Here is a 20,077-nt window from a genome sequence, read left to right on the forward strand (position 1 = left end):
GCCGGATATAGAGACGCAGCCCATCCTGTCTGTCAGAAACGCAAGAAAGCTGTTGCAAACGGGACGCGTTCATATAGACGCAATGGCAATGCCTCGCAATCTGCCCGGTCAGGCCGCACAGGACGATGCGGACCGGGAGATCCTGCGCCTGGAGGGGATTCGCAAGCGCTTCCCGGGCGTGCTCGCGCTCGACGGGATTCGTCTCGACCTGCGCCGCGGCGAGGTGCATGCGGTCTGCGGCGAAAACGGCGCCGGCAAATCCACGCTGATGAAGATCATCAGTGATCAGTACCTGCCCGACGAGGGTGTCGTTCATTATCGCGGCGTGCCGGTGCGGTTTCGTTCGGCATCCGAAGCGCAGGCAGCCGGCATCGCGATCATCCACCAGGAACTCAACCTCGTGCCGCATCTGAGCGTGGCGGAGAACCAGTATCTCGCGCGCGAGCCGCGACGCGGGCCGTTCGTCGACACGAAGCGGCTCAATGCGGACGCCGCGCGCTGCGTCGCGCGGATCGGCCTGAACGTCGCGCCGACGACCAAGGTCGGCGTGCTGTCCATCGCGCAGCAGCAGATGATCGAAATCGCGAAGGCGCTGTCGTACGACGCGCGCGTGCTGATCATGGACGAGCCCACGTCGTCGCTGACGGAGTCGGAAACCGTGCAGCTCTTTCGCCTCATCGAGGAGCTGCGCGCCGACGGCGTCGCGATTCTGTACATCTCGCACCGGCTCGATGAAATGGCGCAGATCGTCGATCGCGTGACCGTGCTGCGCGACGGGCGCCACATCTCGACGGATGAGTTCGCCGACGTGAGCATCGACGACATCGTCGCGCGCATGGCTAATGCCCGAAGCCTCGGCGGCCGTTACTGCGCCGTGTCCTCGGCATCCGCCGTCTCGCCGAGGAACCCGCCACTCTGGTGCGCCCACAGCGCCGCATAGATGCCGCCGGCCTGCAGCAGCTGCAGATGCGTGCCTTCCTCGACGATGCGCCCTTCGTCGAGCACGATCAGCCGGTCCATCGCCGCGATCGTCGACAGCCGGTGTGCGATCGCGATCACCGTCTTGCCGCGCATCAGGCCGTCGAGGCTGCGCTGGATTGCGACCTCGACTTCGGAGTCGAGCGCGCTGGTCGCTTCGTCGAGCACGAGGATCGGCGCGTCCTTGAGCATCACGCGCGCGATCGCGACGCGCTGCCGCTGGCCGCCCGACAGCTTCACGCCGCGCTCGCCGACCTCGACGTCGTAGCCGTTGCGCCCGTGCCGGTCGCGCAGCCGGTCGATGAAGTCGGACGCTTCCGCGCGCACGGCCGCATCGTGCATCTCGCGCTCGGTCGCGTCGGGGCGGCCGTACAGGATGTTCTCGCGCATCGTCCGGTGCAGCAGCGACGTGTCCTGCGTGACCATCCCGATCGCCGCGCGCAGGCTGTCCTGCGTGACGTGCGCGATGTCCTGCCCGTCGATCCGGATCGCGCCGCCGTCCACGTCGTAGAAGCGCAGCAGCAGGTTCACGAGCGTCGACTTGCCGGCGCCCGAGCGGCCGATCAGGCCGATCCGCTCGCCCGGCCGGATCGTCAGGTTCAGCCCGTCGAACACCGGCGTGTCGTTGTCGTCGTGCGCGAAGCGCACGTTGTCGAACACGATGCCGCCGCGCTGCACGGTGAGCGCCTTCGCGTCGGGCGCGTCGATCACGCTGCGCACCTTCGTCAGCGTGTTGATGCCGTCCTGGATCGTGCCGACGTTCTCGAACAGCTCGGTCATCTCCCACATGATCCAGTGCGAATAGCTCGACAGGCGCAGCGCCATCGCGATCACGGCCGCAACCACGCCCGCGCTCGCCTCGCCGTGCATCCACAGGTAGAGCGCGAGGCCGGCCGAGCCGACCAGCAGCAGCGTCGACAGCAGGTGGTTGACGATCTCGAACGCGCTGACGAGCCGCATCTGCGCGTCGCCGGTCGCCTTGAACGCCTCCATCGCGCGCCGCGCGTGATCGGCTTCCCGGCGCGTGTGCGAAAACAGCTTCACGGTCGTGATGTTCGAATAGGCGTCGGTGATGCGGCCTGTCATCAGCGCGCGCGCGTCCGCCTGCTGGCTGCCGACGCGCCCGAGGCGCGGCACGAAGAACGCACAGGCGGCGCCATAGCCGAGCGCCCACAGCACGAGCGGAATCATCAGCCGCCAGTCGAAGCTGGCCGCCAGCGCGAGAATGCCGATCAGGTACGCGGCGACGCCGATCACGACGTCGACCGACATGAACAGCGCGTCGCGCACCGCCAGCGCGGTCTGCATGATCTTGGTCGTCACGCGGCCGGCGAACTCGTTCGCGTAGAACGACAGGCTCTGGTCGAGCATCAGCCGGTGAAACAGCCAGCGCAGCCGCATCGGGAAGTTGATCGCGAGCACCTGGTGCTTGACCATCGTATGCAGCGCGATCAGCGGCGCGCTGCCCGCGAGGATCGCCGCGAAGCCGGCGAGCGTGCCGAAATGGCGGCCGCCGAAGTCGGCCGGCGTCGCCGACGACAGCCAGTCGACCACGCGCCCCATCATCGCGAATAGCGCAGCCTCGTAGGCGGCGAGCGCGGCCGATGTCAGCGCGATCAGCAGGATCCAGCTGCGCGCGCCCTTCGTGCAGGCCCAGACGAACGTGAAGAACCCCTTCGGCGGCGTGACGGGATCCTCGAGCGGGAATGTCGGCAAACGCCGTTCAAACCACGAAAACATTGAACCTTCTCCTTGATGCGGCCCGGGCCGTCGGCCCGGCCGGCCAGGCGTGCCCGGTGAACGGCGCGATAGTGCCGGCATGGCTCGTCGATCTCGCGCGGTTCGGCTGCGAGTGTCGCATCGATTCGAATCGGCTGCAGGCCGGTTGTCTGACGCCGGCGGTACGTCGGGCCGCCGCGTTGCCGGCATCGGCTCGCGACGCCTGCGACGCTCGGCGGGAGCGCAGGTGGCACGGCATTGACCTCACGCGTCGGCGCGGTTCTGCATGGCCGAGAAAGGTTTTCTTTGCCCTCGTCAAAGCACCGGCATCGTCGACGCCCTGAAGGCGCTGTTCGGCGAGCAGCAAACCGTGGAGGCGGTGGCGACGGTGGCCGCTACAACATGGTTTCCCGTTTCCTGGTGGCGCTGGCGATCTGAAAGGCATGGCCCGGCGAGGCCGCGCGGCCATCCATGAGCAGCGCTCACTGCACCATGAAAAGATACCATTGTTGCCCGGAAAATCGCGCTGCTACTCTAGTCGCCATACGAAGCCACGCCGTCGGCGTGCCGTCCTATCGCGAGTGAAATTGAGCATGCAGGCACATCTGGAACGGCCCGGTCGTGGTGCAGCGACTGGCAACGCGGCGTCGATCTTCGACGAGGTCGTCGACCGCAGGCACGCCAATTCCCTGAAATGGGCGTTCGGCGAGCGGCTCCTCGCCGCTGACGAACACGCGGCCGATCCGTTGCCGATGTGGGTTGCGGACATGGATTTCCGCGCGCCGCAGCCCGTCATCGATGCGCTGCACGATGCGGTCGAGTACGGCATTTTCGGTTATTCGTGCGGGGCGACCGACAGCTACGTGCGCGCCGTCGTCGACTGGCAGGCAAAGCGCTTCGGATGGCACGTGGACCCGGAATGGGTGCTGCAGTCGAGCGGCGTCATCACGGCGCTGAAGACGGCCATCCAGGCGTTCTCCGCCCCGGGTGAAAGCGTTCTGATCCAGCCGCCCGTCTATGCGCATTTTCACGACGACGTGCTGCTGAACGGGCGCCGGCTGGCGCTCGCGCCGCTCGAGCGTGCCGGGACGGCTTACCGTTTCAACGAGAAGACGTTCGAGGCCGCGATCCGCGACGACACGCGGCTGTTCATCCTGAGCAATCCGCACAACCCGACCGGCAACGTGTGGAGCGAGGGCGAACTGCGCGCGATGGGCGAAATCTGCGCGCGGCGCGGCGTGCTGGTGATCTCGGACGAGATCCACCAGGACTTGATCATCAATCCGTCGAAGCGGCATGTGCCATTCGCATCGCTCGGCGACGCGTTCGCGCGCAACAGCATCACGTGCACGGCGCCGAGCAAGACGTTCAACCTGCCGGGCCTGCAGAGCGCGAACCTGTTCGTGCCGGACCGCCGCGTGCGCGACGCGTTGCGCCGGCAGTTCGACCGCAACATGTATCAGTCGGTGAACACGCTCGGCATGATCGCGGCGGAGGCCGCCTATACGCACGGCGGGCCCTGGCTCGATGCGCTGTTGCCGTACCTTCGCGACAACCATGCCCATTTCCGCAATGCGATCCACGGGATGACGTCGCGGATCGAAGTCCTGCCCGCCGACTCGCTCTACCTGTCCTGGATGGACTGCCGCGGGCTCGGCCTGGACGCCGACGTGCTCAACCGCTTCATGCTGACCAAGGCCCGGATCTGGCTGGACAAGGGACAGAAGTTCGGGCTCGAGGGGCACGGCTACATGCGTGCGAACCTCGGATGCCCGCGCGCCGTGGTCGACGACGCGATCGATCGTCTCGCCAACGCGCTGGCCGCGCTTTGAACCGCGCCGCGCTCGGCGGCACCGACGGGAACATCCCGAGCGGCGGTTGACGGGAAACGATCGGCCCGGCGCGACGTCGCCGGGCATCGGCCCGTGATGACGGCCGGCCGGCGCGGCACACGGGACGATGAACGGGGCGGCTCGCGAGCGAAGCGTTCATTTATATCAGTACTGCGAATGGTCTGGCTGATGGATGCCGCGGCGGCCGGCATGCGCGCCGCGAAACCGGCGCGCCGGCGGCCTGGTCGTGAAGACCATCGGCCAGACCTGAATACACGAATACACGACAACCCCCATGGAGGCGACATGAAGCAAGACGACCAGACCCCGGCATACGAACGGGAGGACCTGAAACGCGATCTGTCGAACCGGCACATCCAGATGATCGCGATCGGCGGCGCCATCGGCACCGGGCTGTTCTACGGTTCGTCGTGGGCGATCCGCACGGCCGGACCGGCCATCCTGCTGGTCTACGCGATCGCGGCGATCGCGATCTACTTCGTGATGCGGGCGCTTGGCGAGATGGCCGTCGAAGAGCCCGTGTCGGGCTCGTACGTGTCGTATTCGAACCGCTACATTCACCGGTTCGCCGGTTTCCTGAACGGCTGGAACGCGTTCATCTTCCTGCTCGCGACGAGTGCGGCGGACCTGAACGCATTGGGGAACTACGTGCACTTCTGGTTCCCGGCGATTCCGATCTGGGTGACGGCCGGTGCGGCGGTCTCGCTGATGTTCTTCGTCAACATCATCGGCGTGAAGATATACGGCGAGGCGGAGTTCTGGTTCGCGCTGGTGAAGGTGGTGGCGATCGTCGCGATGATCCTGTTCGGCGCCGGCATGATCGTGTTCGGCATCGGCAACAACGGGGTGCCGATCGGTTATCACAACCTCGTCGCGCACGGCGGCTTCTTCGCGAAGGGATTGGGCGGCACGTTCCTGGCGATCGTGATGGTCGCGTTCTCGTTCGGCGGTGTCGAGAATCTCGGGCTGGCGGCCGGCGAAGCGAAGGATGTGAAGACGACGATGCCGAAGGCCGTCAATTCGACGTTCTGGCGCCTGCTGATCTTCTATGTCGGCGCGATCGCGGTGCTGCTGACGGTGTTTCCGTGGACGTCGCTGACGACCAGGGGCAGCCCGTTCGTCGACGTGTTCACGAAGATCGGCATTCCGGCGGCGGCGAGCATCATGAACCTGGTCGTGATCATGGCCGTGCTGTCCGCCGTGAACGCGAGCGTGTTCACGAACAGCCGCACGTTCTACAACCTGTCGCTGCAGAAGAATGCGCCTGCGTTCCTCGGCGTGGTCAACCACCGCAAGGTGCCGCATCGCGCGATCCTGATGGTGTTCGCGACGATGTTCGCGGGCGTGCTGCTGAACTACATCATGCCGGAGCAGGCGTTCGAGCTGTTCTCGTCGGTGACGGTGTTCGCGCTGGTGTGTGCGTGGGGCTCCATCGTGATCAGCCATCTGAAGTTCCGCAAGATCCGGATGCTGAACGGCGACGCGGACCAGATCGCGTACCCGATGCCGTTCTATCCGTACAGCAACTACCTGGCGCTGCTGTTCGTCGCGGCGGTCATGATCTGCATCGCGATCCTGCCGGACATGCGGATGTCGCTGATCGTGTCGGCGGCATGGGTCGGCGTGGTGTTCGTCGCATACAAGATCCACACGCGGCGCGAGACCGCACGCGACGGGGCGCACGATGCGGCGCGCGATCCGAAGGACGTGCCGGCCTGACGGATGTCCGGCTGCCCCGTTCGCTGCATGCGCGCGGCCCCGAACCGGATCGGGGCCGCGCGTTTCATCGCGACGGAGCGCGACTCATGCAGTCGGCAGTCGCGCGTGCGCGTCGGGCACGCGCGCCGAGTTGGAATGCCCGGCGGCGTGAACGGCTGCGCGCCCGATTGGGCCGCGCCAGCCGCAGGTCAGTTGCGGCCGGCCATCACGCCGCCGTCCACGTCCCAGATCGCGCCCGTGACCCAGCCCGCCTTGTCCGACAGCAGGAACGCGACGACCTCGGCGACGTCCTCCGGCGTGCCGACGCGGCCGATCGGATGGAAGCCGTTGAAGCCCTGCAGCGCCGCATGCACGTCTGCCTTCGGAATGAAGCCTTCGTAGATCGGCGTCTGCACCACTGCCGGCGACACCGCGTTGACGCGAATGCCCTTCGGCGCCAGCTCCATCGCGAGGTGCTGCGTCAGCGAATGAAGGCCGGCCTTGGCCATCGAATACGCGGACGATGGCGTCGCGGCGATCGCCTGCTTCGCCCACATCGAACCGATATTGACGATCGCGCCGGGGCGGCCCTTCGCCACCAGGTTGGCCGCGACCTTTTGCGTGATGAAGAAGGTCGCCTTGTTCAGCTTCATGTACTGGTCGTAGTCGGCTTCCTGGTGCTCGAGGAACGGCTTCGGGAAGAACACGCCGGCCGCGTTGACCAGCAGGTCGACGTCGGCATGCTCCGCGTCGATGCGTTCGAGCAGTGTGGCCACGCCGGCGTCGTCCGACAGGTCCGCAGTCAGCGCACGGACGTCGCCGAGCGACGCGAGTGCGTGGCGTGCTTCCTCGGTCTTCGCCGGGCGATTGCCGACGATCACCGCGCTGCCGCCCGCGGCGAGAATCGTCCGCGCCGTCTGCAGCCCCATGCCGCTGGTGCCGCCGACGACCAGAAGCTTCCTGCCGTTGAATGCGTTGCTCATGTTGGAAATCTCCGTGTCCGCCCGTCGATCGACAGGCATTGATTGAAGAACGGCAGCGCGCGACGGTGGCGTGCGTCGCGGGTGCCATGCTTGGCGACCGGAGGCAGTCGGCTGACAGAAAAACCATCCATCCCGATGTCACGTTGTCCGTGTGATCCGTGTGCGGAAATCGCGCTGACCTTCGATCCGATGCGGATTTTTCGCTGATTCCGTTCCCGGGACAAACGAGATAAAGTGTTCGACACCGAAAGAAAATCTTTACTTCGATGAAATCGCCGGTTCATCTGAACGCGCTGCGCGCATTCGAGGCGAGTGCGCGCCACCAGAGCTTTTCCGCGGCGGCCGCCGAACTGCACGTGACGCCGGCGGCGGTCGGCCAGCTCGTGCGTACGCTGGAGGAGTGGCTCGGCACGCCGCTGTTCCATCGCGGCACCAGCGGACGGATCCGGCTCGTGCCGACCGAAGCCGCCGAGCGCGCGCTGCCGCACGTCCGGACCGGCTTCGACACCCTCGCGCTGGGGCTGGCGGTGCTCAAGGAGGGTTCGGCGAGCGGCGTGCTGACGGTGGCCGTCAGTCCGGCCTTTGCCGCGAAATGGCTGTTGCCGCGCATCGAAAGCTTCCAGGCCGCGTGGCCCGACACCGACGTGCGGCTCGACACCAATCTGAAGCCGGTGGATTTCGTCGCGCAGCGGATCGACATCGGCGTGCGCTACGGCACCGGGCATTGGCCGGGGCTCGCGGCCGACAAGCTGATGGACGAGGAAGTCTATCCGGTGTGCTCGCCGAAGCTGGCGGGCGAGCGTCGCCGCTTGCGGCGGCCGGCCGACCTCGCGCGGGAAACGCTGATCCACGACCTGTCGATGGACAGCCAGACCGGCTTTCCCGCGTGGGATACGTGGCTGCAGCGCTCGGGCGTCCAGGATGTCGACGTGTCGCGCGGCATGCAGATCAACAATTCGGCGGCCGTGCTGCAGGCGGCGATCGACGGCCACGGCGTCGCGCTCGCGCGCAGCGTGATGGCGCGCGATGACCTCGCGGCGGGGCGCCTCGTGCGGCTGTTTCCGGACATCGGTTTCGCGTCGCCGCTCGCGTACTACGTCGTGTACCGCCCCGAGTGCGCGGGCATGGCGAAGCTCGCGGCGTTTCGAGACTGGCTGCTGGCGCAGGCCGCGGCGTAGCCGCGCGAGCGGGCGGCGAACGTGTCAGCCGTGGCGTGGCGCGTCGGCGTGCTCCGTCGAGAGCAGCGACCCGTGCGCCACTGCTTCGTCCGCGCGGCCGCGCATGTAGGCCTGCGGGCTGCTGCCGAGTTCGCTGCGGAATGCGTAGACGAATGCGGACGTCGAGCCATAGCCAAGCTCCATCGCGGTGCGCGTGACACCGAGGCCGCCGCCCAGCAGCTCGATCGCGCGGAACAGCCGCATGCGCCGGCGCCAGCTGCGCAGGCTCATGCCCGTCTCGGCCACGAAGCGGCGCGCCAGCGTGCGCGCCGACATGCCAAGCATCCGGCCCCATTCCTCGGGCCCGCGCGGGTCGGCAGGATCGGTGTAGAGCGCCTCGCACAGCGTGGCGAGCGCGCCGGCCTGCGGCCACGGCAACGCCGCCGGCAGCGTGCGTGCGCGGCGCAGCTGGTCGAGGATCAGGTGGGTGATGCGGCCCGCATAGCCGTCGCGATCGGGCTGGCCGTCGATCGCGGTTGCCTCGATGACGAGCGCCTTCAGTAGCGGGGAAACCGCGAACACGGCCGGGTGCCCGGTCGGCAGCGCCTGTCCGACCGCCTCCGCGATCCACAGGCTGCGGAATTCGGCGCCGAGCAGCGAGCCGACGCGATGGCGCAGTCCGCTGGGCAGCCACACCGCCTGCTCCGGCGAAATGACGAACGACTTGCCTTCGACGATGACCGTGAGCGCGCCGGAAATCGCATAGACCATCTGGTGCCAGCGATGCGCATGCTCGGGAAAGCGGTGCCGCGGCGGGATGGCCTGCGCACGCACCTTCAGCGGCGCAGGGGGCGCCACGCCTGCCGGCGGCTCGATTGTCTCCCACGTCATGGTCGTCCTCCGATTGGCAGATATTCTATATACGTTGGCAATCAATCGAAATACCGACACCGGGAAAATTGGTCTAATGACCGGGGTGCCTGTCCCGTCGCACGGGATCGGCGACCCCGCACCGCCGCCGCCCGGCGCCCTCGAATTCCACCGGAGTAATCTGCTTCATGGCCCGTCACGACCGCTACAGCCTGCCTCTTTCGACGACTTCCGACCTTGCGGCCGAGCGCTATCGTGCGGGCATCGATCTGCTGCTGTCGCTGTGGCCGGGCGCTGCGCAAACGCTGGACGAGGCGATCGCGGCCGATCCCGACTTCGCGCTCGCGCATGCCGCGCGGGCGCGTCTGCACGCGATTCGTGCGGAAGTCACGGACGCCCGCGCGAAGATCGCCACGGCGCTCGAACTCGTGAACCGCAACGGCACCGAGCGCGAGCGCAGCCATGTCGCGGTGCTGTCGCATGCGATCAACGGCCGGTCGGCGAAGGCGCTCGCCGATGCGCTCGCGCATGCCGACACGTGGCCGCGCGACATCGTGATCCTGTCGCTGCCGCTCGGCGCGTTCGGCCTGTTCGCGTTCTCCGGGATGGCCGACCATGACCAGGCGCGTGTGGATCTGTGCGAACGCCATGCGCGCCACTTCGACGCGGACGACTGGTGGTTTCTCACCTACCGCGGCTGGGCGCATGGCGAGAACGGCGACGTCCGGCTCGGCCGCGCGCTGACCGAACGCGCGCTCGAACTGCGGCGCCACAACGTGAACGCCGCGCATGCGGTCGCGCACGTGCTGTACGAATCCGGCGCGAACGACGACGCGCAGGCGCTGATTGCCGGCTGGCTGCCCGAATACGACCGCAGCGGCGTGCTCCACAGCCACATCGCGTGGCATGCCGCGCTGATTGCGCTGGAGCGCGGCGACACGGAACGCGCGCTCGCGATCTACGACGCGCATGTCGCGCCGTCGGCGTCGCTCGGCGTGCCGATCAACGTGGTCAGCGATACGGCGTCGTTCCTGTGGCGCATGCAGGCATACGGCCACACCGTGCCGGAAGGCATGTGGGACGACGCGGCGCGGTATGCGTCGGGCTATTTCACGCAGGCCGGCTTTGCGTTCGCGGACGTGCACATGGCGCTCATTGCCGCCGCCGTCGGCGACAAGGCGGCGCTCGAGCGGCGCGTGGACGCACTGACGACGCTCATCGATGCCGCGACGCTCCCGGCCGGTTCCGTCGTTCCGGCGATCTGCCGGGCCGCGCTCGCGTTCGCGGAGGACCAGCCCGCGCGCTGCGCGGACCTGCTCGAGCCCGTCGCGCACGACATCGTGCGGATCGGCGGCAGCGGCGCGCAGCGCGAGATCGTTCAGGATACGCTGCTGGTCGCCTGGATGCGAAGCGGCAACGTGGAGAAGGCCCGTGCGCTGCTCGCCGAGCGGCTGCAGCGCCGCCCGTCGCCGCGCGATACACGTTGGCTCGGCCAGCTGGGCGGCGCCTGACGCGACCGCCGGCGATGGCGAGCGCTGCCGGACAGGCCGCGCGCGCCGGCTGACGCCACAACGCGAACGCGGGGTGCCAGGCCGATCGAATTAAATAGTTTTACTTATCAATTTTACGGCGATGCATTCATGCTGAAAGGTACGGCGGGACGGCGAACCCATGCCGCCGTACCTGGCCCGGTGCGCGGTTGAGGAAGTGCAATGAATTCTGATGACGTGATGAAGCGCGCCGCGCTGCGCAGACGGCTCGTCGGCGGGATCGGGCCGGTCGCGGCGATCTCGATCGCGCAGCTGTTCGGCACGGCGCTCTGGTTCAGCGCGAACAGCGCGGCCGCGGACCTGATGCGCGTGTGGCATGCGAGCGCGGCCGATATCGGCTGGCTGACCAACGCGGTGCAGCTCGGTTTCATTCTCGGCACGCTGACGCTCGCGCTGAGCGGGGCGGCCGACCGCTTTCCGGCGAGCCGGATCTTCGTGTGCAGCGCGATCGTGGGCGCGGTGTTCAACGTGTGTTTCGCCTGGCTGTCCGGCGGGCTGGTGTCGGGCGCCGTGTTCAGGTTCGGCGTCGGCGTATGCCTGGCGGGCATCTACCCGATGGGCATGAAGCTGATCGTCGGCTGGGTGCCCGATCGGGCCGGTCCGGCGCTCGCCCAGCTGGTCGCGATGCTCACGCTCGGCACCGCGCTGCCGCACGCGATGCGCGTCGTCGGTACCGGGCTGTCGTGGCAATGGGTGATCACCGCGTCGTCGGTCCTCGCGCTGCTCGGCGCGGGCGTGATCGCCACGCTCGGCGACGGGCCGCATGCGCGCATGCGCCGCCGCATCCCGTCCGGCAACGGACGCGCGGCACCGGATCCGCGGCCATCGGTCGCGCAGGCATTCCGGGTCCGCGCCTTTCGCGCGGCGACGTTCGGGTACTTCGGCCACATGTGGGAGCTCTACACGTTCTGGACCATCGTGCCGCTGCTCGTCGCGCGCACGTCGATCGCGTCGCATGTCGCGCACGCCGGCGTTTCCGGCATCGCGTTCGGCGTGATCGGTGTCGGTGCCCTCGGCTCGCTGATCGGCGGCAGCCTGTCCGCGCGGGTCGGCAGCGCGAAGGTCGCCATCGGCGCGCTGGCCGTGTCCGGCCTCTGCGCGCTCACGTTCGCGACGACGTGGCGTTTTCTTCCGCCCGCGGCCATGGCGATCCTGCTGATCGTGTGGGGCGCGTCGGTCGTCGCGGATTCGCCGCAATTCTCGGCGCTCGCGGCGAATGCGTGCCCGCCGGCGCTGGTCGGCAGCGCACTCGCGATCCAGAACTCGATCGGGTTCGCGGTCACGGTCGTGTCGATCGCCGCGACGACGGCGCTGCTCGAGCACGTCGGGCTCGATGCGACGTGGCTGCTGGTGCCGGGGCCGCTGTTCGGGCTGGCGTCGTTCGCGTGGATGTCGCCCGCCGCGCGCGACACCCGGCGCGCGGCATGACGCCGCCGCGCGCAACGAACGGAGGCCGCGCATGCTAGACCTTCAGTACCTGTCGATCCTGATGGAAGTCGAGCGTCTGGGCAGCGTCACGGCCGCGGCGGAGCGGCTGAACGTGACGCAATCGGCGCTGTCGCACATGGTCCGCAAGTTCGAGGAGCGGCATGGCGTCAAGCTCTGGACGAAGAACGGGCGCGGCCTGCGGTTCACGCAGGCCGGCGAGTACCTGCTGTCGCTGGCCGAACGCGTGCTGCCGCAGATCGAGCATGCCGAACGCACGCTCGTCGATTTCGCGGAAGGGCGCCGCGGCGCGCTGCGCGTCGGGATGGAATGCCATCCGTGCCAGAAATGGCTGACGCGACTGACGTCGCAATATCTCGCTGCTTGGCCGGATGTCGACTACGACGTCCGCACGGCATTCCGCTTCGACGGCGTGGCCGCGCTGCTCGGCTTCGAGGTCGACCTGCTGATCACGCCCGACCCGGTCGACCTGCCGGAGCTCGCGTTCGTGCCGATCATCGACTATGAACTGGTGCTGGTCGTCCACGACGCGCACCCGCTGGCGGCGCGCGAGTTCGCGCTGCCGCGCGACCTGCTCGACGAAGAGCTGATCACGGTGCCGGTCGGCAAGGAGCGGCTCGACATCTATACGCGCTTTCTCGTGCCCGGGCACTGCCGGCCGAAGTTTCACCGGACCGCCGAGCAGACCGACCTGATGCTGCAACTCGTCGCCGCGCGGCGCGGCGTGGCCGTGCTGCCGGACTGGCTGGTGGTCGAGGAGGGCGCGCCATTCCCGGTGCGCACGGTGCGGCTCGGGCCCGACGGCATCCGCAAGCAGATCAATCTCGGGGTCCGGCGTGGCGACGAGGAGATCGCCTACATCGCGGGATTTCTCGCACTGGCCCGCGATGCGGGCATCGGGGCCGGTCAGGACGCCGGATGACGCGGCCCGCGCGAGCCGTTCAACCGGCCGGACGTGCCGTACGCGCCATCGACAGAACCATGCGGAACTTGACGTCGCCCGATCGCATCCGCTGGTAGGCGGCGTTCGCCTGCTCGAGCGGCATCACTTCGATCAGCGGGCGCGCGCCGGACAACACGCTGAACCCGAGCACCTTCTCGCTTTCGTACGGCGTTCCGGTGAGCGAACCCGCGATGCCGCGTTCGCCGCCGACCAGATGCCCCGTCGACACCGAAAGCGGATCCTTGCCCGCGCCCAGCAGCACGAGACGGCCCTGAGGCGCCAGTCCGGCCAGCAGGCCGGAGACGGTGTCGCCATGGGCGACGGTCGACACGATCGCGCGGGCGCCGCCGAGGTGGCGCAGCCGCGCCGCGGCGTCCTCCGCCTGGCTGTCGATATAGACGTGCGCGCCGAGCGCCACCGCATCCACGGCGATGTCGCTGCCGCGACCGATCGCGACGACCTTGAAGCCCATGCGGCGCGCGTACTGGACGGCCATGTGTCCGAGTCCGCCGATACCGAGGATCGCGACGACGTCGCCGGGTTCGGCGCCGCATTTCCGGAGCGCATTGAACGTGGCGATGCCGGCGCAGAGGATCGGCGCCGCTTCCTCGGCGCCCAGTTCGTCGGGAATCGATACGAGGCCGGTGCTGCGCGCGAGCATCATTTCCGCGTAGCCGCCGTCGCAGGTCGAGCCGACGACCGGCTGGTTCTCGCATAGCTGGAAGTTGCCTTGCCGGCATGGGGCGCACGCGTTGCAGTGACCGCCGAGGCGGCCCACGCCGACGCGTTGACCGACCGACCACAGCGGCGGCACGTCCGGGCCGATCGCGGCGATGCGCCCGACCACTTCGTGGCCCGGTACGCGCGACCCGCAAGCAGCGGGGTCGACGTGCTCGATATCGCGTGCATCAGCACCGCAGATGCCGCATGCGTCGACGGCAATCAGCACGTGTCCGGGGCCCGGGATCGGGACGGCCCGTTCGACCCGTTCGAGTACGCCCGGCCGGGCGATCTGCATCGCGCGATAGCTTGTCTGATTCATGATCTTTCGTCCAGGCGGAGTGTGGTGCGCGGAGAAGGTTCGTGGTCCGTATCGATGGCCTGAATGCCGAACGATTCGAGCAACCGGATACCGTGCGCGGCGGCATCGACGGCGCCGGCGACGTAGCCCGGAAACGCGCGCGACCATTCGCTGGCGATGCCGATCAGGCGCCGGTGCCACGGACCGGACGGCGCACCGGGCGATGCGGGCGCCGGGTGGCCCGCGTGGCCGTCGCGATCGTCGGGCGTCGCGGTATGGGCGTCGCGCGACCAGTCCTTGATGAAGTCGGCTTCCGGGAGTGCGGCCGGCGAACCGAACAGGCGCGCCAGTTGCGTGCGGCACTGCGCGCGCAGCACGTCGTCCGGCACACGGGCCCGCACGCCGGCCGGCATGCCGAAGAAACCGAACAGCGCGGCGCCGCCGCCTTCCATCGACGCATCGTGGATCTCGCCGAGCGGGCCGCATGCGCTGCGGGCTTCGCCGGACAGGCCGTGCTCGCGCCAGAACGGCGTGCGATAGCGCGCGACGTACTTCGCGTGCGGCGCCATCCACGTCGCGGTGTGCCGCCACTGCCGCGCGAGCGGCGCGGGCAGCGCCGGCGCGAACCCGATGCGTTCCTCGGCCAGGCGCGGCGGCACGGCCAGCAGCACATGCGCGACGGGCGTCGTCATCGCGTGGCCGGTGGCATCTTCGCTGTCCACGTCGATGCCGGTCTCCGTGCAACGCAGCCGCCGTACCGTTTCGCCGGTGACGAGGCACGCCGGATCGAGCTGGCCGGCCAGCGCATCGACCAGCGCGGACATGCCGCCGACCAGCCGCATCGATGGGGGGTAGGTCGCGTAGCCGCGCGTCCGGACGGGCGGATCGTTGCGCGATCGCTCGACGATCATGTCTCCCGCGGCCGGCTGTGCGAACGTTGCAAGGCCGAGTGCGCGCACGAGCGCGTCGAGCTGCGGCTGAACCTCGGGCCAGAACCAGGTCGCGCCGAGGTCGAATCGGTCGGCGCGGCCGTTCCGGTCTGCCGTGCCGCCAATCGACGGCGCTGGCGCCGGCGCCAGTGCGGGCGATGGGGCGGACGCAATGCGTCCACCCAGCGTCTCCCGTGCCTCGAACAGCACGTAGTCCCGGATGCCGCGCTGCTCGAGCAGGCAGGCGGCATGCAGTCCGCTCAGTCCGCCGCCGACGATGGCAATGCGTGGTGCCGGCATGGTCAGGCTCCTGTTTCGAGGTGGGTCAGATGGCCCGTCTTCAGGTAGACGGTCGCACCGGACTCGCCGGCGACGATGTCCGGTGTCGTGCCGGCCGGGAAGCGCATCCACGCGCCGCGCACATGCGTGCGCCGGTGCGTCGCGAGTGCGCCAGCCAGGACGAACAGCTCGGCGCCGTGCGTGGCGGCGCCGCGGAGCAGCGGTTCGCCGGGCGCGAGGCGGTGCAGCGCGACCGTTTCCACGCCGCTTTCGTGCAGCGGGCAGACCAGTCGATGGTTCGTGCGGTGCCACGACGACGGCGCGCGCGTGTCCACGCGAGTCGGCTCGCTTTCGTCCGGCGCCATCTGGCGCAGCTTGACGAAGATGACGGCGCCGCCGGCGCTCGACGGCTGATGGGACGAGCCGGGCGGATTGCGCAGGTACCAGCCGGCCGGGTAGTGCCGGTCGCCTTCCGAAAAGACGCCGGACAGGACCAGGATCTCCTCGCCGCCCGGATGCGCGTGACGCGGGAAGGACGCGCCGCGCGCATAGCGCACGACGCTCGTCGCGCGCGCCTGCTCTCCGCCGGTGCGGTCCAGCATCACGCGTTCGATACCCGTCTGCGGGGACGCGATCCACCGGTATTCGTCTGCGCGAACGGCGACGCGGCGTGAAAAATCTGCGTTGATCATCATGCTTCGGTCGCACGCCGCGATGGCGGGTCCGGCTGACCGGAACCGGTCACGGCGGCGCGTCGGATGTGCGGCGTCACGTTATGCGACCTGATAGACGCGCACGTCGGGCGCGGCGTCGAGCAGCGGCTTGAGCGCGCCGACCACGTCCGTTTCGAACAGGTCGCTCGACAGGTAGCCGAGCGCGTTGGCCTCGCTGTCGAACCCGTGCAGGACCTGCACGTCCGCGTCGCGCACCAGCAGTTCCTTCGACTGCGCGCCCGCGATCGTGTTGAGGAACGGCGCCTTGTATTCCTGGTAGACGCGGGCGGCCGCCGCGCGGTTTGCCGCTGCGATCCTGAGCGTGATCTGCAGATAGAACATCCGAATCTCCTTGTTCAGTGCACCGGGCCAGCGCTTGCCGGGGTGGCAAGGGGAACGGGTCCGGCGCCGGTTCGTCACGTGCGGCGACGCCGCAACGTGAGTGCCATTTTTGGCACGGCGCTGCGGTCCGACAAGCGAGATAAAGTGTGTGTGAGGTAAAGAAAATGTTTGTCGCGGCGAGCCGGCGCGCGCGGCGGCTCGCGGCCCGGGACCGGCGACGGGATCAATGGATCGCGTACACCTTGCGCACCGGCTCGATGACGTCCCACCGCCCGCCCCGCATCCGTTGTTGGTACGATCGCGCGTATCGTCCACGCCGGCGTCGCACGCCGCCGGCCCATCGGCCGTGCGGCTGCACGGAAGCGCGGCCACGTTCGGGAGAAGCGGTTCATGCTGCAGGCGTTCGCGGTCTTGCTCACCTTCCAGTGTCTCGGGGAAGGGGTGTCCCAGCTGTTCGGCCTGCCGGTGCCGGGCCCCGTGATCGGCATGCTGCTGCTGTTCGGCTTCGTGATGCTGCGCCCGCAGGTGGCCGACGCGATCGAGCCGACCGCGTTCGAGCTGCTGCGCCATCTGTCGCTGCTGTTCGTGCCGGCCGGCGTCGGCATCATGGTGTCGGCCGACCGCGTGCGCGGCGATGCGCTCGCGGTGGTCGTCGCGCTGGCGGTGAGCACGTCGCTCGCGATCGCCGTGACCGCGCTCGTCACGCGCGCATTGCTGCGGCGCCAGCGGCGCGCCGACGGCGCGGAGGGCACGCAATGACGGCCTTCCCGAAACTCGGCGCGATCTGGGTCTATCTCGCCGCGAGCCCGCTGCTCGGCCTGACGATCACGCTGATCGCCTACCTGATTGCACAGGCCGTCTATGCACGCGCGCGCTTCAATCCGCTCGCGAACCCGGTGCTGATCGCGGTCGCGCTGATCGTCGTGCTGCTGACGATCACGCACACGCCGTATCCGACGTATTTCGAGGGCGCGCAGTTCGTCCACTTCCTGCTCGGGCCGGCGACCGTCGCGCTGGCGCTGCCGCTGTACCGCCAGTGGTCGAAGCTGCGGCGCGCGGCGGTGCCGCTGCTCGTCGGGCTGCTGGCGGGCTCGCTGACCGCGATCGTGTCGGCGGTCGGCATCGCCGCGTTGTTCGGCGCGTCGCACCAGACGATCGCGTCGCTCGCGCCGAAATCCGCGACCACGCCGATCGCGATGGCCGTCGCGCAGGCGATCGGCGGGATTCCGTCGCTGACGGCCGTGCTGGTGATCTCGACGGGAATCTTCGGCGCCGTGTGCGCGCGCGGGATCCTGAACGCGCTGCGCATCGAGGAGCCGGCCGTGCGCGGGTTCGCGCTCGGCGTCGCGTCGCACGGGATCGGCACCGCGCGCGCGTTCCAGGTCGGCGAGGAGGCCGGCGCGTTCGCGGGCCTCGGGATGGGGCTGAACGGCGTGCTGACCGCATTCGTCGTGCCGATCCTGCTGCCGGTGCTGTCGCGCTGGATCTGAGCGGTGCCGCGCGCGAGGCTATCGGTTTCCCTGATGGCCGCATGTGCCGCCCGGCCGGCCGGGCGTCCGCCGCGCATGTATCGCCGCCGTTATCGGGAGAATTCAGGAACCGGCACGGACATTTGTGCAGCGATCGGCTAACGTTGCATCGGCGCCGTCGTCGCACGCCGACGTCCGTCGCGTGCGTGCCGGCGTTCGACCCACAACCAACAATCGACAAGGAGATCCGCCATGACGAAGTCTCGCGTGGTTTCGGTGGCAGTGGCAGTGACGGCGTCGTTCGGTCTGCTGTTGACCGCCGCGCCGGCGGCATACGCGCAGGATCCGGCGTCCGCACCGATGCAGAATCCGGCATCGGCACCGACGCAGAAGCAGCTCGACAAGGCGCAGAAGAAGGCCACCCGCAAGGCGGCACGCGCGCGCCATGCGAAGGACCTGAAGGCGATCGGCACGGGCACCGGCTACCGGCTGACCAACGACCAGAGCAACTATCCGCAGAACGCTGTGGAAAAGGCGCCGGCGACGAAGGCGACGCCGGCGCCGGCCGCGCCGGCATCGGGCCAGTAGCGGGCCAGTAGCGGCCGGCGTTCGGGCGATGAAAAACGGCGCCGGGTCGACCGGCGCCGTTCGTTCGTGTGCGTCCCGCGCACGCGGCACGCACCGCGGTCCCGGGCTTCCCGGGACGGGCGGCAACCCGCGTTACGACGCGAGCTTCGCGGCGAGTTCCGCGACGTGCCTGCCCTGGTAGCGCGCGATGTCGAGTTCGTTCGCGCTCGGCTGACGGCTGCCGTCCGCGCCCGCGAGCGTGGTCGCGCCATACGGCGTGCCGCCCGTGATCTCGTTCATGTTGACGAGCCCGCTGCACGCGTAGGGCACGCCCACGATCACCATCCCGTGGTGCAGCAGCGTCGTGTGGAACGACGTGATGGTCGTTTCCTGGCCGCCGTGCTGCGTGCCGGTCGAGGCGAACACGCTGCCGATCTTGCCGACGAGCGCGCCTTTCATCCACAGTCCGCCGGTCTGGTCGAGGAACGTGCGCATCTGGCCGGCCATGTTGCCGAAGCGGGTCGGCGTGCCGAAGATGATCGCGTCGTAGTTCGCGAGCTCGTCCACGGTGGCGACCGGCGCGGCCTGGTCGACCTTGACGCCGATGGCCTTCGCCTGGTCGACGGGGATGGTTTCCGGCACGCGCTTGAGCGTGACCTCGACGCCGGGCACCGATGTCGCGCCTTCCGCGATGTGCTGCGCCATCGTTTCGACGTGCCCGTAGGACGAGTAATAAAGAACGAGTACCTTGGCCATGTTGCGAATCTCCGAATAAGAAGGCCCCGCCTTCAGCGGGGCCCGATGTTCCGAACGGGCGTCATGCCCACTCGGCCGTCACTTCGACCGGGCGCAGGTCGAATACCAGCACCTCGGCATCCTTGCCGTCGGTGAACGTCAGCGCCTGTTCGCCGCGGATACGCGCGCCGTCGCCTTCGCCGAACGTCACGCCGTTGACCGTCACGCTGCCGCGTGCGACGTGCACGTAGGCGAAGCGGTCCGGTGCCAGTTCGAGCGTGGCGCGCTCGTCGCCGTCGAACAGGCCTGCGTAGATCCGCGTGTCCTGCCGGATCTTCAGCGAGCCGCCGTGGCCGTCAGGCGACACGATCGGCGTGAGCTTGCCGCGCTTGTCGGCCGCCGCGACATTCGTCTGCTGATAGCGCGGCTCCGCACCCTTCTCGGCCGGCCCGACCCAGATCTGCAGGAAGTGGACGGGCGTTTCCTGCGAGTGGTTGAACTCGCTGTGACGCACGCCGGTACCCGCGCTCATCAACTGGACGTCGCCCGGCACGATCACCGACCCGGTGCCCATCGAATCCTTGTGCTCCAGCGCGCCTTCGAGCACGTACGACAGGATTTCCATGTCGCGGTGCGGGTGCGTGCCGAAGCCGCGGCCCGGTGCGACGCGGTCGTCGTTGATCACCAGCAGGTCGGAGAAGCCGACTTGCTTCGGATCGTAGTAATTCGCGAAAGAAAACGTGTGACGGGAGCTGAGCCAGCCATGCTCGGCACGGCCACGTTGGTTTGCTGCACGAGTCTCGATCATGATGTTGTCCTGGATGT

General features: G+C 68.6%; 19 protein-coding genes and 1 pseudogene. 11 read left to right on the top strand and 9 right to left on the bottom strand.

Annotated features, from left to right (window positions below; genetic code table 11):
• Positions 1 to 82 precede the first annotated feature (82 nt).
• Positions 83 to 868: pseudogene (locus DIE22_RS25635) on the top strand (ATP-binding cassette domain-containing protein); the annotation flags it as partial.
• Here DIE22_RS25635 and DIE22_RS25640 read toward each other — a convergent pair.
• Complete coding sequence (locus tag DIE22_RS25640; protein ID WP_124606372.1) at positions 865 to 2,718, bottom strand: ABC transporter ATP-binding protein; 1,854 nt, start codon at positions 2,716 to 2,718, stop codon at positions 865 to 867. The pseudogene DIE22_RS25635 and the gene DIE22_RS25640 overlap by 4 nt on opposite strands.
• A gap of 265 nt (positions 2,719 to 2,983) precedes the next feature.
• Between DIE22_RS25640 and DIE22_RS38520 the strand changes: the two genes are divergently transcribed.
• The 3 genes from DIE22_RS38520 to DIE22_RS25655 all read left to right on the top strand — a co-directional run bounded on the left by DIE22_RS38520 (position 2,984) and on the right by DIE22_RS25655 (position 6,269).
• Entirely contained in the window at positions 2,984 to 3,172 is a 189-nt protein-coding gene (locus DIE22_RS38520; RefSeq protein ID WP_221623901.1) for a hypothetical protein, read from the top strand.
• A 118-nt stretch (positions 3,173 to 3,290) separates the two neighbouring features.
• Positions 3,291 to 4,529, top strand: a complete 1,239-nt coding sequence (locus DIE22_RS25650; RefSeq protein WP_124606423.1) for a MalY/PatB family protein — start codon at positions 3,291 to 3,293, stop codon at positions 4,527 to 4,529.
• Positions 4,530 to 4,835: 306 nt separating this feature from the next.
• Entirely contained in the window at positions 4,836 to 6,269 is a 1,434-nt protein-coding gene (locus tag DIE22_RS25655; RefSeq protein ID WP_124606373.1) for an amino acid permease, read from the top strand.
• A 188-nt stretch (positions 6,270 to 6,457) separates the two neighbouring features.
• Here the strand turns inward: DIE22_RS25655 and DIE22_RS25660 are convergent, their stop codons facing one another.
• Complete coding sequence (locus DIE22_RS25660; protein WP_124606374.1) at positions 6,458 to 7,231, bottom strand: SDR family NAD(P)-dependent oxidoreductase; 774 nt, start codon at positions 7,229 to 7,231, stop codon at positions 6,458 to 6,460.
• 266 nt (positions 7,232 to 7,497) lie between these two features.
• Between DIE22_RS25660 and gcvA the strand changes: the two genes are divergently transcribed.
• On the top strand, positions 7,498 to 8,409 hold the full coding sequence (gene gcvA / locus DIE22_RS25665; RefSeq protein ID WP_124606375.1) for a transcriptional regulator GcvA: 912 nt from the start codon (positions 7,498 to 7,500) through the stop codon (positions 8,407 to 8,409).
• A 24-nt stretch (positions 8,410 to 8,433) separates the two neighbouring features.
• Here gcvA and DIE22_RS25670 read toward each other — a convergent pair whose 3' ends face one another.
• Positions 8,434 to 9,279 (bottom strand): helix-turn-helix domain-containing protein, encoded by an 846-nt coding sequence (locus DIE22_RS25670; protein WP_124606376.1) that lies wholly within the window; start codon positions 9,277 to 9,279, stop codon positions 8,434 to 8,436.
• A gap of 167 nt (positions 9,280 to 9,446) precedes the next feature.
• Between DIE22_RS25670 and DIE22_RS25675 the strand changes: the two genes are divergently transcribed.
• From DIE22_RS25675 to DIE22_RS25685, 3 genes are all read left to right on the top strand, one after another.
• Positions 9,447 to 10,769: a tetratricopeptide repeat protein gene (locus tag DIE22_RS25675; RefSeq protein WP_124606377.1), complete on the top strand. Its 1,323-nt coding sequence runs from the start codon at positions 9,447 to 9,449 to the stop codon at positions 10,767 to 10,769.
• A gap of 201 nt (positions 10,770 to 10,970) precedes the next feature.
• On the top strand, positions 10,971 to 12,236 hold the full coding sequence (locus DIE22_RS25680; protein WP_260426766.1) for an MFS transporter: 1,266 nt from the start codon (positions 10,971 to 10,973) through the stop codon (positions 12,234 to 12,236).
• Positions 12,237 to 12,267: 31 nt separating this feature from the next.
• Complete coding sequence (locus tag DIE22_RS25685) at positions 12,268 to 13,176, top strand: LysR family transcriptional regulator (protein WP_124606378.1); 909 nt, start codon at positions 12,268 to 12,270, stop codon at positions 13,174 to 13,176.
• Positions 13,177 to 13,195: 19 nt separating this feature from the next.
• Here DIE22_RS25685 and DIE22_RS25690 read toward each other — a convergent pair whose 3' ends face one another.
• From DIE22_RS25690 to DIE22_RS25705, 4 genes are all read right to left on the bottom strand, one after another.
• Positions 13,196 to 14,239, bottom strand: coding sequence for a zinc-binding dehydrogenase (locus DIE22_RS25690; RefSeq protein WP_124606379.1), 1,044 nt, complete (start codon positions 14,237 to 14,239; stop codon positions 13,196 to 13,198).
• Complete coding sequence (locus tag DIE22_RS25695) at positions 14,236 to 15,447, bottom strand: FAD-dependent oxidoreductase (protein ID WP_185640684.1); 1,212 nt, start codon at positions 15,445 to 15,447, stop codon at positions 14,236 to 14,238. The genes DIE22_RS25690 and DIE22_RS25695 overlap by 4 nt, the downstream gene beginning before the upstream one ends.
• 2 nt (positions 15,448 to 15,449) lie before the next feature.
• Entirely contained in the window at positions 15,450 to 16,121 is a 672-nt protein-coding gene (locus DIE22_RS25700) for a cupin domain-containing protein (RefSeq protein WP_124606380.1), read from the bottom strand.
• A 78-nt stretch (positions 16,122 to 16,199) separates the two neighbouring features.
• Positions 16,200 to 16,481 (bottom strand): hypothetical protein, encoded by a 282-nt coding sequence (locus tag DIE22_RS25705; protein ID WP_124606381.1) that lies wholly within the window; start codon positions 16,479 to 16,481, stop codon positions 16,200 to 16,202.
• 390 nt (positions 16,482 to 16,871) lie between these two features.
• Here DIE22_RS25705 and DIE22_RS25710 point away from each other — a divergent pair, with 390 nt between their 5' ends.
• The 3 genes from DIE22_RS25710 (at position 16,872) to DIE22_RS25720 (ending at position 18,538) form a co-directional block, all read left to right on the top strand.
• A complete protein-coding gene (locus tag DIE22_RS25710) occupies positions 16,872 to 17,240 on the top strand; it encodes a CidA/LrgA family protein (RefSeq protein ID WP_124497046.1) in 369 nt (122 codons plus the stop codon).
• Positions 17,237 to 17,971, top strand: a complete 735-nt coding sequence (locus DIE22_RS25715; RefSeq protein ID WP_124497045.1) for an LrgB family protein — start codon at positions 17,237 to 17,239, stop codon at positions 17,969 to 17,971. Before DIE22_RS25710 ends, DIE22_RS25715 begins: the two co-directional genes overlap by 4 nt.
• Positions 17,972 to 18,202: 231 nt before the next feature.
• Positions 18,203 to 18,538 carry a hypothetical protein gene (locus DIE22_RS25720; protein ID WP_124606382.1) on the top strand — a complete coding sequence of 112 codons (336 nt, stop codon included), beginning with the start codon at positions 18,203 to 18,205 and terminating at the stop codon, positions 18,536 to 18,538.
• 132 nt (positions 18,539 to 18,670) lie between these two features.
• Here DIE22_RS25720 and wrbA read toward each other — a convergent pair whose 3' ends face one another.
• Positions 18,671 to 19,273, bottom strand: coding sequence for an NAD(P)H:quinone oxidoreductase (gene wrbA / locus DIE22_RS25725; protein WP_124497043.1), 603 nt, complete (start codon positions 19,271 to 19,273; stop codon positions 18,671 to 18,673).
• A 61-nt stretch (positions 19,274 to 19,334) separates the two neighbouring features.
• Positions 19,335 to 20,060, bottom strand: coding sequence for a pirin family protein (locus tag DIE22_RS25730; protein WP_124497042.1), 726 nt, complete (start codon positions 20,058 to 20,060; stop codon positions 19,335 to 19,337).
• Between the last annotated feature and the right edge of the window lie 17 nt (positions 20,061 to 20,077).

Source organism: Burkholderia sp. Bp9142 (genome assembly GCF_003853415.1).
GTDB lineage: Bacteria > Pseudomonadota > Gammaproteobacteria > Burkholderiales > Burkholderiaceae > Burkholderia.